Genomic DNA, 14,691 nt, shown 5'->3' on the forward strand with positions numbered 1-14,691 from the left:
GGCTTTAATAATGAAGGGTATTATTCTAGCAGGCGGTTCAGGCACACGTTTGTACCCCATCACACGCGCTTTATCAAAACAATTGATTCCAATCTATGACAAACCAATGATTTATTATCCAATGTCAGTTCTTATGTTGGCTGGGATTCAAGATATCTTGATTATCTCGACGCCAACTGACACACCGCGATTTAAAGAATTGTTTAGTAACGGCAATGACTTAGGTTTAAACATCGAATACGCGGTACAAGAACAACCCAATGGTTTGGCAGAAGCTTTCGTGATTGGGGCAGATTTTATCGGTGACGATTCAGTGTGCTTAATCTTGGGGGACAACATCTATTATGGTGGTGGCCTTTCAGAAATGCTTCAAAGAGCGGCTCAAAAAGAAGCTGGCGCAACAGTTTTTGGTTATCATGTGAATGATCCAGAACGTTTTGGGGTTGTTGACTTTGATGAAAATATGCATGCTAAATCAATCGTCGAAAAGCCCGAACATCCAGCAAGTAATTACGCGGTGACTGGGTTATACTTCTACGACAACCAAGTTGTCGACATTGCCAAGCATATTAAGCCATCACCACGTGGTGAATTAGAAATCACGGACATCAATAAAGCTTATCTTGAAAAGGGACAGTTAGATGTTGAATTGATGGGCCGGGGGTTTGCATGGCTAGATACTGGGACCCACGATTCATTACAAGAAGCAAGTAGTTTCATTGCGACCGTCCAAAAGCGGCAAAACTTGAAGGTGGCATGTTTAGAAGAAATTGCTTACCGCATGCATTACATCGATAAGGCAAAAGTCATTGAATTAGCGCAACCACTTAAGAAGAACGACTACGGTCAATATTTATTGAGATTGGTGGCAGAAAAGTAGTGATTAAATTATTATTTCTAGGAACGAAAAGTACTGATGATCAATTGGCTTGGTCTGGAACGATGTATCAAATGACGCAGGCAATCAAAAATGATGATCGATACTCTGTTTCTGCTTTAAAGGTTCCGGGGGTAAGTAATCTGGATAAGATTAGAAATAAATGGTTGGCCGTACAAAGAAAGATTTTTAGCCCCAGTAAACCATATATCAGTAATATTGATATTAGACAAGCTAGGTTAAATGGTGAAAGGTTAACAAAATTGTTGGCGAAAGAAACACAAAAAAATCCAGTTGATATCATATTTGCGCCAGCAATGAGTACCTATATGATGGGGTTAAAGACAGATATACCAATTATTTACTTGAGCGATGCAACTTTTGCGACCATGAACAACTATTATTGGTTTGGATTGAGTAAGAAAGATGTCGAAAATGGAAACCGTGTGGAACAAGCGGCACAAGCAATTGCAACCGCCTGTGTTTTTTCAAGTTCTTGGGCGGCTGATAGTGCACGTAACGATTACCAAACATCAGAAAACAAAGTTAATGTATTGCCATTTGGCGCTAATTTACAGATAACCGAATCAGTAGAACCAAAACAAATTGATTTGACAAAGACTATTAAGGTTTTACTGGTTGGAACTGATTATCATCGTAAGGGAGTTGATATTGCTGAGCAGGTCATTCAACGGCTGAATGAAAAGACCAACATTCATTATGAACTGATTGTAGTTGGTGTTACTCGACCGGATACTAAGTTTACCCATTTTGTTGGTTTATTGGATAAGGGAAAACAGGCAGATTATGATGAATTAATTCAGTATTATCAGGAATCTAGTTTGTTCTTGTTGCCCACGAAAGCTGAGGCCGCGGGAATTGTCTTTGCTGAAGCAAGTATGTTTGGGTTACCGACGCTAACATTTGATACGGGGGGTATCGGGGAGTACATTCTCAATGATATCAATGGTTATCGAATACCGTTGGACAGCCAGAATATCATAGCGTCATTTGCGGATAAGATTGATGAAGTCATAACTGATGAAGAACTATACAATCGATTATCAGTCGGTGCATTAGAACAATATCGAAAACGATTGAACTGGAATCAATGGCTGACAGATTTTAACAAAATTGTCGACCATGTATTAACTAAGGAGAGTGATAAATAATGGGTAAGTTAAAAGTCACAACAACTAAATTACAAGATGTTAAAATTATTGAACCAGCGGTTTTTGGCGATCACCGTGGATTCTTCACAGAATCTTATTCAGAGCGTGATTTTAAAGAAGCTGGCATCGATATTGATTTCATTCAAGATAATCACTCACTTTCAACGCAAGCTGGTGTTTTACGAGGGTTACATTTCCAACGCGGCAAAGCAGCACAGACAAAATTAATTCGAGTCGTTACGGGGGCCGTTTTAGACGTGATTGTGGACGTCCGGGCTGGTTCGCCAACTTATAAGCAATGGGAAGGGTACATCCTTTCTGCCAGCAATCACCGTCAATTACTTGTACCAAAGGGTTTTGCCCATGGCTTTGTAACTTTGACGGATAACGTTAATTTCTTGTATAAATGTGATGGCTACTACGATGCAGAAGCCGACGGCGGCATTTCCTTCAAGTCACCAGAATTAAACATTGATTGGCCAATCGATTTTGATCAAGCGATTACGTCTGAAAAAGATGCGAACCAACCAACTTTTACTGAATTTGAAAAAGACAATCCGTTTGTTTACGGTGAAATTTAAGGAGATCGACACACTATGAAAAATATTATTGTGACTGGTGGGGCCGGCTTTATCGGGTCTAACTTCGTGCATTATGTGGTGAATAACCACCCAGAAGTTCACGTGACGGTTTTAGATAAGTTAACTTACGCTGGGAACCGCGCCAATTTAGCCGGGTTACCCGCAGACCGTGTAGAATTAGTTGTTGGCGATATCTGTGACGCTGAATTAGTGGACCGCTTAGTTCAAAAGACGGACGCAGTGGTGCACTATGCCGCAGAAAGCCACAACGATAACTCTTTAAAAGATCCTTCACCATTTATTCAAACAAACATCATCGGTTCGTATACGTTGATTGAAGCTTGTCGGAAATATAACGTGCGTTATCATCACGTTTCAACCGATGAAGTTTACGGTGATTTACCACTTCGTGAAGACTTACCAGGACATGGTGAAGGTGTTGGTGAAAAATTCACGCCTGAAACGCGCTATAACCCAAGTAGTCCTTACTCATCATCTAAGGCTAGCTCAGACTTGTTAGTGCGTGCTTGGGTCCGTTCATTCGGCTTACAAGCCACGATTTCAAACTGTTCAAACAACTACGGGCCTTACCAACACATTGAAAAGTTTATTCCTCGTCAAATTACCAATATTTTAAGTGGTATTCGACCAAAACTTTACGGTTCAGGGCAAAATGTGCGTGATTGGATTCATACCAATGATCATTCAAGCGCTGTTTGGGCAATCTTAACCAAAGGCAAGATTGGTGAAACCTATTTAATTGGCGCCGACGGCGAACAAAATAACAAAGATGTTTTGGAATTAATCTTAGAATTAATGGGGCAACCCCAAGATGCTTACGATCAAGTTAAAGACCGCCCAGGGCATGACTTACGGTATGCCATTGATTCAACGAAGTTACGTGAAGAATTAGGTTGGCAACCAGAATTTACTGATTTTAAATCAGGCTTACTACATACCATCGACTGGTATCGTGCTAACGAAGACTGGTGGCAAGCAGAAAAAGCAGCCGTGGAAGCAAACTACGCGAAAAACGGTCAATAGGACTAAACAAAGGCAGTGCTGAAGCATTGCCTTTGTCTTTAGATAAAGTGGGGAAGCACATGATTTTTAATTATTTATACAATATGCTTTATCAGATTTTTATTTTAATTGTTCCGTTAGTAACGATGCCTTATATTTCACGGGTTATTGGACCGACCGGAATAGGGGTTAACACCTTTACGTATGCCGTTACTCAATATTTCATTCTCTTTGGAACATTGGGGGTTAATTACTATGGTAGTCGTGAGATCGCTTATCGTAGAGGTGATAAACATAAGCTTAGTAAAGCTTTTTGGGAAATAGAAATATTACTAGTAACGTCAATTACAATTGCAACCGTTGCGTTTCTTGTCTATGTTTGGTTCTCAAAAGAGTATCAAGCTTATTATTTGGCACAAGGGGTTGCACTGATTGCTGTCGCATTCGATATTTCATGGTTCTTTATGGGATTAGAAAATTTCAAAGTAACCGTCACTCGAAATATTTTAGTTAAGGCGATTTCGTTAGTCCTGATTTTTACGTTGGTGAGGAGTAAAGATGATCTATTTATTTATATCTTGATTACATCACTATCAGTTCTAGTTGGAAATATAACGTTATGGCCATATTTACGAAAGCAAGTGACGATGATTAAATTTTCCGAGTTATCGCCGTTAACGCATTTAAGACCATCGTTAGTTTTATTTATTCCGCAAGTTGCGATTAATGTTTATGCATTACTGAATAAACCGATGTTGAAGATTTTTGATTCGATTCAAGGAACAGGTTTTTTTGATAGTTCAGATAAAATCATTAAATTATTAGTTGCGTTACTGACTTCTTTAGCGACAGTTGTGATGCCGCGTGTAGCGAACAGTTTTATTAATGGCGATAATGAACAAATCGAACGCCTATTACGAAAAAGTTTCGATTATATCTCATTCTTATCGATTCCCTTGATGTTTGGGCTGGCTGCCGTTTCGAAGAGCTTTTCAATTTGGTTTTTCGGACAAAATTTTGCGCCAGTCGGACAAATATTGCTGATTCAGTCAATGGTCATTCCAATCATTGCATGGGCAAGTATTACTGGGAATCAGTATCTACTACCAACTAATCATAATAAAGAATATACAATCTCAGTTATTGCTGGGGCAGTTGTGAACTTAATTTTGAATATTCCATTGATTATTAAATTTGGCGTGTTTGGAGCTGCTGTTTCTACTATTATTGCTGAATTAGTTGTAACGGGGATCCAAGTGTATTATGTTGGTCAAGAGTTCTCCATTCGAATGTTATTTAGGGGATCATGGCGTTACTGGGCAGCGGGAATTCCGATGTTTGTAATTGTATATCTCTTAGATATGAGGTTACCAATTTCATTAATTAATCTTGTAATTGAAGTGTCTCTTGGAATTATAATTTACTTTGGTTTATTAATTATCATGAAAACACCAATTTTAAAAGATATCTATCAGATGCTAAGAAGTAAAATGAAGCGTGTATAATAGATGTAACAGCTTAATTTAGATAAAGGTCGTGATGATGATTAAACCGAGAGTTGCTGTCATTGTTTTAAATTATAACAACCCAACAGATACAATCAGTTGCTTGCAAAATATCCGCACCACCAATTATGATAACTTTCAGATAATCATTATTGATAATCATTCGACGGATGATTCCATTAGTCAGATTAAGGCTGCTTTATTGCCCTCAGAAATTTTTATTGAAGCACCGATTAATAAAGGATATGCGGCCGGTAATAATTTAGGTATTAGGGAAATGCAGAGTCAAGAAACGGATTATTTTTGTATTTTAAACAACGATGTTGAAGTGGATCCAAATTTTCTAGATATTTTAGTAACAAAGATGATTGAAAACCCTGATTTAGGAATTGTGGGGCCTAAAATTTGTGATTTTGATAATCGAAATTTAGTTCAATCAACAGGTTCTATTGTTAATATGAATTTTGGTCGCGCAACCGAGTTGAATAAGAACCGGCCTGTAAGCGAAGTTGTTTCTGAAGTGATTAGTTGTGATTACGTTGGTGGCGCTTGTATGTTAGTTCGAAGCAAAGTGATTGATCAAGTTGGGTTAATTCCTGAAGATTATTTCTTATTTTATGAAGAGAATGAGTGGTGTGCTAAAGTAAAACAAGCTGGATACCAAATTGCTTGTGTGACAGAAGCAACCGTTTATCACAAGGGTTCACATACAATTAACCAAATTAGTGGCTTATCCGAGTACTTTATGTATCGTAATTTAGTTATTTTTGTAAATCGAAATGGTTCCTTCAAGAATAGGATGATTTTTTTAACTTATTTTATTGGTTTTTGTTTTAAATCATTGCTATTTAAAAAGCACGGTGGCCGATTCTTCCGTTATTTTTGGGATGGCATCACAGGGATAAATCGGTATCAATATTTACAGAAATAACGAGGGGAGGTTTGAAGTGAAACCTAACGTAAGTGTTATTATCCCCGTTTATAACGGTGAAAAGACAGTTGAGAGGGCGATTCGATCATGTTTAAACCAAACTTATCAATCGCTAGAAGTATTAGCGATTGATAACGGCTCTGTGGATCAGTCCGTTCAAATTATTGAAAACTTGTGCAAAGCTGATAAACGCGTTAAGTTAGTAAAATTAACTAAAAAGGGGCGAAGCAATGCTCGCAACGTAGGATTGGACCAGGCCAACGGGGAATTTATCCAATTTTTGGATGCAGATGATGAGTTGTTACCTCATAAAATTAAAACGGCAGTCAATTTTTTAGAAAGTCATGCTGATTGCTTTGCATATGGGACGGGAATTGAATATATGACCAATAAAGGGTCTATCAAGCGAATTCCCGATACGAGTAATGATATTGAATTAATGATTCATAATATATTCCCAATTAATACGCTTATTTTTCGAAAAAATCCAATTCGCTTTGATAGAACGATTGATTTTGATGAAGACTGGTTGTATTGGGTGGATTTATTTAAAAACAACATGTCGGGTGTTACAATGACGTCAGAAATTGGGGCTCGGGTGCATGTAACTGGCGAAAATACGATGAACGACACCAGTCGTATGTTATATTATGAAATTTTAATCCGGGGTATCATTCGCCAGAAATATCCAATATCAAGTGGCATGTTATTGAAAACAGACGTTAAAAAGATGCTAATGCTAAATAGCTTGGTCCATTTAGGCAAGATTACGAATAATCAATATGATGAAGCGACTAAATATTTTATGCGTCTGAACAAGGTGGCGAAGGTATTATTTATGATACCTATTGTTCGGCAAAAAACAGATCAAGGCGTTAACGGCATTTTAGAAAAACAAACTTATCAAGGATAAAACTTAAAAGATAGAAGGCAGTTACTATGAAAATTTTAATCACCGGTGCTAATGGTCAATTAGGGACTGAATTACGGCATCTTTTAGATGAAAAACAAATCGACTATGTTGGGACTGATAGTGCTGATTTAGACATTACAGATGCCGCTACAGTTAATCGCTATTTTGAAGAAAATCAACCTGAAATTGTTTATCATTGTGCAGCTTATACGGCTGTTGATGCGGCTGAAGAAGAACCTGGTAAATCGATTAATTATAAAGTAAACGTGGTTGGTACTCAAAATATCGCCACAGCTGCTGAAGCAGTGGGAGCAACTTTAATTTATATCAGTACCGATTATGTCTTCGATGGGACGAACGACCAAATGTATACAGAAGAAACACCAGCGGCACCTAAGAACGAATATGGGCGGACTAAATTAGCCGGTGAAGAAGCTGTTGCGAACACCATGAGTAAATATTACATTATTCGGACGTCATGGGTCTTTGGAGAATACGGGAAGAACTTTGTTTACACCATGTTAAATCTAGCAAAAACACACGCTCAACTTACAGTTGTCAGTGACCAAGTCGGACGCCCAACATGGACGCGAACATTGGCTGAATTCATGTTATACGCTGTGCAAAACAACGTACCTTATGGCTTGTATCAATTATCAAACGATAATTCATGTACATGGTATGAATTCGCTAGTGAAATTTTGAAGGATAAAGCCGTGACAGTCAGTCCTGTGACGTCAGATGAATACCCTCAAAAAGCATTCCGGCCAAGACACTCCATTATGGATTTGACAAAAATTAAGGCAACTGGTTTTGAAGTACCAACATGGCAAGTGGCATTACAAAAATTTATGGCAAAAATTGATTAGGATGAGATGATGAGTAATAATCTGGATAAAACGGTGACGATTAGTATTGTGACCTATAATAGTCAATACGTCTTTAAGACGTTAGATAGTATCAAGGCAACCGTCTTGGAGCAATACCCGGTCAAAGTATTGGTGCATGATAATGGTTCAACACCTGAATATTTGGCGCAATTAAAAGCCTATGCTACAGATAATGTTGAAATCATTGAAGGCCAAGAAAATCGTGGATTTGGTCATGGGCATAATGCCAACCTGAAGCTGGCAGAATCTGATTATTTTCTAATTTGTAATCCGGATATCATTTTGAATGCAAATGCTTTTGAACAAATGTATCGGATTCTTGCAGAGCAAGATGCTAACGATAGCCTAGGGATGTTGACGCCGAAGATCGTTGGGCCGGATGGGACAACGCAACATTTAGTTCGGCGAAAGCTAGACGTGTTCGATTACATGTTACGCTTTGTACCTTTTAAGTGGGTTAAGAAGCTTTTTGAGAAACGCTTAACAACTTACGAATGTCGAGATTTAACGGATCAACGACAAGTGATTCAATACGGGTCTGGCGCGTTTATGTTTACGCGAACGGATGTGATTCGCGCTATTGATGGTTTTGATGAGCGCTTCTTTATGTATTTCGAAGATAATGATCTTTGTGATCGAATTAATCAAAGCGGTCATACGATTTTATATGTACCAGACGCCGAAGTAACGCATTTTTACGGGATGGCTTCACACCGGAGCTTGAAGGGCTTTAAGATTTTTTTGAAATCGATGGCCCAGTATTTTAATAAATGGGGTTGGCGTTTCTTCTAATGCATACAAAAAAGACAGTTTTTAACTGTCTTTTTTTGATTGCTTGTTTTATTTTATGATATAGTTATACCAAATATATTTCTAATTAGGAGCCTGACATGCCAAAATTATATCCTGATGATAGTCTTTTATTACACACTGACTTATATCAGTTAAATATGATGCTTACTTATTTTAAAAAGGATCTACACAATCGTACAGCGGTTTTTGAATGTTATTTTAGGAAATTACCATTTGAAAATGGCTATGCGATATTTGCTGGCTTAGAACACATTGTTAGCTATTTAGAAAATTTGCACTTCACGGAAAGCGATATTGCTTATTTACGGGATGAAATTGGCTACCCAGCTGATTTTCTCGATTATTTAGCTAATTTAGATTTTGACTTGACGATTCGTTCAGCTGTTGAGGGCGAATTGGTGTTTGGAAGTGAACCTATTTTACAAATTGAGGGCCCATTAGCGCAGTGCCAGTTAGTTGAAACCGCGCTATTGAACATTGTCAACTATCAAACACTGATTGCGACCAAAGCAGCACGCATTAAATCGGTCGTGGGCAAGGATCCTGTTTTAGAATTTGGAACGCGACGGGCTCAAGAAATGGATGCTGCACTGTGGGGAACGCGGGCAGCTTATATCGGTGGCTTTGATGCCACGAGTAATGTCCGGGCTTCAAAAATTTTTGGTATTCCAGCAAGCGGGACGCATGCTCATTCGTTGGTGCAGGTCTATCGCAATGATTATGAAGCTTTTCGGGCTTATGCCGAAACACACCACGATTGCGTTTTCTTAGTGGATACCTATGATACCCTTAAAAGTGGGGTACCCAGTGCGATTCGGGTTGCCAAGGAATTCGGGAATAAGATTAACTTCCAAGGAGTTCGAATCGACAGTGGTGATATGGCGTACATTTCAAAACGGGTTCGTCAACAACTGGATGAAGCAGGTTTTACAGATGCCAAAGTTTACGCTTCAAATGACTTAGACGAGAAAACAATTCAAAATTTGAAGATGCAAGAAGCAAAGATTGATGTCTGGGGTGTGGGAACTAAACTCATTACGGCGTATGATCAGCCAGCTTTAGGGGCTGTTTATAAACTAGTATCGATTGAAAATAGTGACGGTAAGATGGTTGATACGATTAAACTTTCAAGCAACGTTGAGAAAGTTTCGACACCTGGTCGTAAACAAGTTTGGCGGATTACTAAAAAGGTCGATGGTAAATCGGAGGGGGATTACATCACACTCTGGGATGAAGACCCTTTGGAACAAGATTCAATCTATATGTTCCATCCCAATTATACTTACATCAATAAAACTGTGACCGACTTTAATGCGCGACCTATTTTACGGACAATCTTTGAAAATGGTGAACGAGTTTATAATTTACCAGAACTTGGTGCGATTAAGAAATTTTGTGCAGAGAATCTTGATTCACTCTGGGATGAATATAAGCGTGACTTGAATCCCCAAGATTATCCAGTCGATCTTTCCCAGCGTACATGGGACCATAAGATGGCCCAAATCAGAAGGGTCAAAGAAGAAGTCCAAAATCAGAGTGGTTCATTCAACGGTTAGCTGTTGAACATTTTGGTAACAATTTAACAATAAAAAGAGGCGGTATTTAATCATGAGACCCTTACAAGCTGAAATTATCGCAGCCTTAAAGACCCAACCCACAATCGATCCGAAAAAAGAAATTCGGCGGTCGGTTGATTTCTTGAAGGATTATTTAAAGAAGAATTCCTTTCTAAAAACCTATGTACTTGGCATTTCTGGGGGGCAAGATTCGACATTAGTCGGCGCTTTGGCTGAACAAGCAGTCCGCGAGATGCGTGCTGAAACGGGCGATGACAGTTATCAATTCATTGCGGTTCGATTACCTTATGGTGAACAAGCAGATGAATCGGATGCAATGGCTGCTATTGATTTCATGCAAGCGGATCAAGTACACCGCGTGAATATTAAAGCATCAGTAGATGCGATGGTCCAAGCACTTGCAGCAACTGAAGTGGCAGTCAGTGACTTTAATAAGGGCAATATTAAGGCGCGGGTACGGATGATTGCGCAATATGGCATCGCTGGTGAAACGAAGGGTGCGGTTTTAGGAACGGATCATTCTGCTGAGTCAGTTACCGGCTTTTACACAAAGTTCGGTGATGGTGGTGCGGACCTCGTGCCGATTTTCAGATTAGATAAACGTCAAGGTAAGGCGATGTTAGCGGAATTAAGAGCGCCTAAACATTTGTATGAGAAGATTCCAACGGCGGACCTTGAAGAAGACCGCCCAGCATTGCCAGATGAATTGGCACTTGGTGTGACCTATGATCAGATTGATGATTATTTAGAAGGTCGTGAAGTAGCAGAAGAAGCTGCGGTCAAGATCGAAAATTGGTATCAAAAGACAGCACACAAACGGCATTTACCAATTACGATTTTTGACGAGTTTTGGCGATAGATAATTGCTAATATTTTCGGCGAGGTTTTAATGAGAGTTATTAATAATCTTTTGCTTGCGTTTTAGATTGTCTATACCTTATAATTAGCTTAACGATAAGGGAGTAACTAGCAGCTTGTCTGCGATAACGCCACCAACAAGGTAATATTCTGGTGTTATCTTAATTAGTGAGACTTATGGGGGATTCTTTGAATTCTCGATAAGTCTCTTTTTTTACCCCGAAATCTATCTATAGGAGGCACGATAATGACAGATCAACCAAGTTCATTCTTTACACAATCAACAGATGAGGCTTTAAAGCGTTTAGCCACGACGACTGATGGGCTAACGCAAGACCAAGTCGCTGAACGACTCGCTAAATACGGGCGTAATCAGTTGACTGAGACTAAACGAAAAAGTTTATTCGTTCGTTTTTTAGAGCAGTTTAAAGATTTCATGATTATCGTCTTATTAGTAGCGGCGATGATTGCTGGTTTCTTAGCCCATGAATGGCCCGATGCGATTATTATTCTCGCCGTTGTCATCTTGAATGCTGTTTTTGGTGTTTTTCAAGAAGCCAAAGCAGAACAAGCCATTGATGCTTTAAAAGAGATGGCGACCCCAGACGCACATGTGCGCCGTAACGGCCAGATTGTTAAAATCAAGAGTGAAGACTTGGTTGTCGGCGATATCGTGTTGCTAGAGGCGGGCGATATTGTCCCAGCCGATTTACGCTTGTTAGAATCAGCTGCCTTGAAGATTGAAGAATCAGCTTTGACAGGTGAATCGGTACCAGTCGACAAGACAGTTGCAACGCTAACCGATCCTGAAAGTGGGATTGGCGATCGCACCAACATGGCGTTTATGAATAGTAATGTGACTTACGGTCGTGGTGTCGGGGTTGTGACGGGCACTGGGATGCAAACTGAGGTTGGTAAAATTGCTGGGATGTTAAATCAAGCTGGTGAAACAACAACGCCATTACAAATGAACTTAAGCCAACTTGGTAAGAGTTTAACGATTATGATTTTAATCATTGCGGCCGTTGTGTTTGTGGTTGGCTATTTGCGACACGCGCAATCACCAATTAATATGTTATTAACTGCAATTTCATTAGCAGTTGCTGCGATTCCTGAAGGATTACCAGCAATTGTGACGGTTATTTTAGCCCTCGGGACCCAGAAGATGGTTAAACGAAACGCATTGGTGCGGAAATTGCCCGCGGTGGAAACCCTTGGAAGTACCGACATTATTGCGTCCGACAAAACAGGGACGTTAACCATGAACCAAATGACGGTTGAAAAGATTTTTACAAATAATCAATTGCAAGAAGCATCGGCTGACTTGGCAAGCGATGATTTAGCTTTGAGCATTATGAATCTCGCCAATGATACGAAAATCACAGAAGATGGCCAGCTAATTGGTGATCCAACCGAAACAGCTTTAATTGCTTATGGCCGTGATAAAGGCTTCGTCATTCAAGATGCGCTAGCAGCAGAACCACGCGTAGGTGAAGTACCATTTGATTCAGAACGAAAACTGATGACGACCATTCATCAAGCCAAGGATGGCCAATTATTGATGGCAACCAAGGGGGCTCCAGATGAATTACTGAAACGGGTAAGCCACTTTATTGATGCCAATGGTGACGTACAACGGCTAGACGAAGCTGAACGCCAATTCTTGCTCAAGACGAATCACGACTTAGCCAAACAAGCATTGCGTGTCTTGGCATTAGCATATAAACCATTAGCTACATTACCAACAACCATTGATCCGACGATTGAAAATGATTTAATCTTTGCTGGTTTAGTCGGGATGATTGATCCAGAACGACCAGAAGCTAAACAAGCCGTGACGGATGCTCATTCAGCGGGGATTCGGACGTTGATGATTACTGGGGATCATCGCGACACCGCGGAAGCGATTGCCCTTCGGTTAGGGATTATTACCCCAGAACAAGATGCCGATGCGGCCGTTGTGACCGGGGCGGAACTCGATCAGATGGATGATGAGACTTTTGCTAAAAAAGTCAGTCAGTACGCAGTTTATGCACGGGTTGCCCCCGAACACAAAGTGCGAATTGTCAAAGCTTGGCAAAAACACGGTAAAGTGGTTGCAATGACCGGGGATGGGGTTAATGATGCGCCGGCCTTGAAGTCCGCAGATATCGGGATTGGGATGGGAATTACCGGGACGGAAGTATCGAAGGGCGCCAGTGATATGGTGCTTGCCGATGATAACTTCTCAACAATTGTCGTGGCTGTTAAAGAAGGTCGTAAAGTCTTTGCCAACATTCAAAAATCCATTCAATATTTATTGTCGGCTAATTTAGGTGAAGTATTAACCTTATTTATGATGACGATTTTAGGTTGGCAAATTCTCCAACCTGTGCATATTTTGTGGATTAACTTAGTGACGGACACATTTCCAGCGATTGCGCTGGGCGTTGAACCAACTGAACCGGGGATTATGAATCAAAAACCACGTGGACGGAAGTCAAACTTCTTCTCCGGCGGTGTGTTCCAAGCGATTGTCTATCAAGGTCTCTTAGAAGGTGGGATTACGCTTGGCGTTTACGCCTTGGCGATTACGTACCCTGTGCACCAGGCAAGTGGCTTAGCACATGCTGATGCCTTAACGATGGCCTATGCCACGTTAGGGATGATTCAACTCTTCCACGCGTTTAACGTGAAGTCCGTTCACCAATCAATCTTAACGGTTGGCTTTTTCAAGAACAAAGCCTTCAATTGGGCTGTCTTAGCTTCATTCCTCCTGCTAGCCGCAACAATTATGGTACCTGGCCTAAACGGCCTATTCCACGTGACACACCTTGATATTTATCAATGGGGCATTGTCTTAGCAGCCTCATTCTCATTGATTGTGATTGTTGAAATTGTGAAATTTTTCCAACGGAGAATGGCTAAATAATCTTTTAAAGGCTTATTTAAAATAGAAAAGTCATCGACAAAAAATGATTGTTGGTGGCTTTTTCTATTTAACGATTAAATTGTGGTGAAATGTTTTTTTTAAAACTGAGTTCTAATGAATTTGGTTTAAAAGCAAGCTTGCAAGCCGATTGGGAAATTAGTATACTAAACCATAGGAAACTAGGAGGATTGACATGAATAAAACGCAACAAAAGCTTGCCAAATATGGTCAAGCAGTCAATGATTTAATCGATAATACTGAAAAAGTACAAGAAGGGATGAGTAAGTATTTCACCCCTTTAAAAACAGCCGTTGCTGATGGTAAGTTAGCCGAAATGAGCGAACAAGATTACCAAAAAACAGCGCAAATCTTCAGAGACGGGGTTGATCAATATCACGAATTTTTAGCCCAATTCAAAACTATCATTGCGCCTGCTCGCTTGATGGGGAACAATCAACGTTTAATCGGGGCTTATGCTGATTTTATTCAAGGCTGTGAAGATCTCATTACAAGCATGCACGATGATCAAACGGTTGATATGCAAGCTTTTGCCGCTTCAGAAATGAATCAAGACAAAGCAACGGAACGGATTTCTAAATACATCCAAAATATTTCAAGAATCGCTTAGGGCGAAAGTTGA

Annotated in this window: 13 protein-coding genes; all 13 read left to right on the forward strand. The window is 39.9% G+C overall.

Features of this window, described 5'->3' with window-relative positions; all coding sequences use genetic code 11:
• The first annotated feature begins 10 nt into the window (after positions 1–10).
• The 13 genes from rfbA (at position 11) to FC90_RS07195 (ending at position 14,679) form a co-directional block, all read left to right on the forward strand.
• A complete protein-coding gene (gene rfbA / locus FC90_RS07135) occupies positions 11–880 on the forward strand; it encodes a glucose-1-phosphate thymidylyltransferase RfbA (RefSeq protein ID WP_057908558.1) in 870 nt (289 codons plus the stop codon).
• Complete coding sequence (locus FC90_RS07140) at positions 880–2,049, forward strand: glycosyltransferase family 4 protein (RefSeq protein ID WP_057908559.1); 1,170 nt, start codon at positions 880–882, stop codon at positions 2,047–2,049. The genes rfbA and FC90_RS07140 overlap by 1 nt, the downstream gene beginning before the upstream one ends.
• Entirely contained in the window at positions 2,049–2,630 is a 582-nt protein-coding gene (gene rfbC / locus FC90_RS07145; RefSeq protein WP_057908560.1) for a dTDP-4-dehydrorhamnose 3,5-epimerase, read from the forward strand. Before FC90_RS07140 ends, rfbC begins: the two co-directional genes overlap by 1 nt.
• Positions 2,631–2,645: 15 nt before the next feature.
• On the forward strand, positions 2,646–3,674 hold the full coding sequence (gene rfbB, locus FC90_RS07150) for a dTDP-glucose 4,6-dehydratase (protein ID WP_057908561.1): 1,029 nt from the start codon (positions 2,646–2,648) through the stop codon (positions 3,672–3,674).
• A gap of 59 nt (positions 3,675–3,733) precedes the next feature.
• Positions 3,734–5,158 carry a flippase gene (locus tag FC90_RS07155; RefSeq protein WP_057908562.1) on the forward strand — a complete coding sequence of 475 codons (1,425 nt, stop codon included), beginning with the start codon at positions 3,734–3,736 and terminating at the stop codon, positions 5,156–5,158.
• A 37-nt stretch (positions 5,159–5,195) separates the two neighbouring features.
• Positions 5,196–6,089, forward strand: coding sequence for a glycosyltransferase family 2 protein (locus FC90_RS07160; protein WP_057908563.1), 894 nt, complete (start codon positions 5,196–5,198; stop codon positions 6,087–6,089).
• A 16-nt stretch (positions 6,090–6,105) separates the two neighbouring features.
• Complete coding sequence (locus FC90_RS07165) at positions 6,106–7,002, forward strand: glycosyltransferase family 2 protein (protein ID WP_057908564.1); 897 nt, start codon at positions 6,106–6,108, stop codon at positions 7,000–7,002.
• A 26-nt stretch (positions 7,003–7,028) separates the two neighbouring features.
• The gene (rfbD, locus tag FC90_RS07170) at positions 7,029–7,871 is read left to right on the forward strand and encodes a dTDP-4-dehydrorhamnose reductase (protein WP_057908565.1); all 843 of its coding nucleotides are present in this window, start codon (positions 7,029–7,031) and stop codon (positions 7,869–7,871) included.
• 9 nt (positions 7,872–7,880) lie between these two features.
• Complete coding sequence (locus tag FC90_RS07175; protein ID WP_164477411.1) at positions 7,881–8,684, forward strand: glycosyltransferase family 2 protein; 804 nt, start codon at positions 7,881–7,883, stop codon at positions 8,682–8,684.
• A 98-nt stretch (positions 8,685–8,782) separates the two neighbouring features.
• Positions 8,783–10,261 (forward strand): nicotinate phosphoribosyltransferase, encoded by a 1,479-nt coding sequence (locus FC90_RS07180; protein WP_057908567.1) that lies wholly within the window; start codon positions 8,783–8,785, stop codon positions 10,259–10,261.
• A gap of 52 nt (positions 10,262–10,313) precedes the next feature.
• Positions 10,314–11,141, forward strand: a complete 828-nt coding sequence (nadE, locus tag FC90_RS07185) for an ammonia-dependent NAD(+) synthetase (RefSeq protein WP_057908568.1) — start codon at positions 10,314–10,316, stop codon at positions 11,139–11,141.
• A gap of 246 nt (positions 11,142–11,387) precedes the next feature.
• Positions 11,388–14,051, forward strand: a complete 2,664-nt coding sequence (locus FC90_RS07190; protein ID WP_057908569.1) for a cation-translocating P-type ATPase — start codon at positions 11,388–11,390, stop codon at positions 14,049–14,051.
• 193 nt (positions 14,052–14,244) lie between these two features.
• Entirely contained in the window at positions 14,245–14,679 is a 435-nt protein-coding gene (locus FC90_RS07195; protein WP_057908570.1) for a hypothetical protein, read from the forward strand.
• Positions 14,680–14,691 lie beyond the last annotated feature (12 nt).

It is taken from the genome of Latilactobacillus graminis DSM 20719 (assembly GCF_001436415.1).
GTDB lineage: Bacteria > Bacillota > Bacilli > Lactobacillales > Lactobacillaceae > Latilactobacillus > Latilactobacillus graminis.

Coding starts and splice junctions, on each gene's coding strand:
- rfbA (WP_057908558.1), top strand. CDS start 11: ATGAAGGGTATTATTCTAGCAGGCGGTTCAGGCACACGTTTGTACCCC.
- rfbC (WP_057908560.1), top strand. CDS start 2,049: ATGGGTAAGTTAAAAGTCACAACAACTAAATTACAAGATGTTAAAATT.
- rfbB (WP_057908561.1), top strand. CDS start 2,646: ATGAAAAATATTATTGTGACTGGTGGGGCCGGCTTTATCGGGTCTAAC.
- FC90_RS07155 (WP_057908562.1), top strand. CDS start 3,734: ATGATTTTTAATTATTTATACAATATGCTTTATCAGATTTTTATTTTA.
- FC90_RS07160 (WP_057908563.1), top strand. CDS start 5,196: ATGATTAAACCGAGAGTTGCTGTCATTGTTTTAAATTATAACAACCCA.
- rfbD (WP_057908565.1), top strand. CDS start 7,029: ATGAAAATTTTAATCACCGGTGCTAATGGTCAATTAGGGACTGAATTA.
- FC90_RS07175 (WP_164477411.1), top strand. CDS start 7,881: ATGAGTAATAATCTGGATAAAACGGTGACGATTAGTATTGTGACCTAT.
- FC90_RS07180 (WP_057908567.1), top strand. CDS start 8,783: ATGCCAAAATTATATCCTGATGATAGTCTTTTATTACACACTGACTTA.
- nadE (WP_057908568.1), top strand. CDS start 10,314: ATGAGACCCTTACAAGCTGAAATTATCGCAGCCTTAAAGACCCAACCC.
- FC90_RS07190 (WP_057908569.1), top strand. CDS start 11,388: ATGACAGATCAACCAAGTTCATTCTTTACACAATCAACAGATGAGGCT.
- FC90_RS07195 (WP_057908570.1), top strand. CDS start 14,245: ATGAATAAAACGCAACAAAAGCTTGCCAAATATGGTCAAGCAGTCAAT.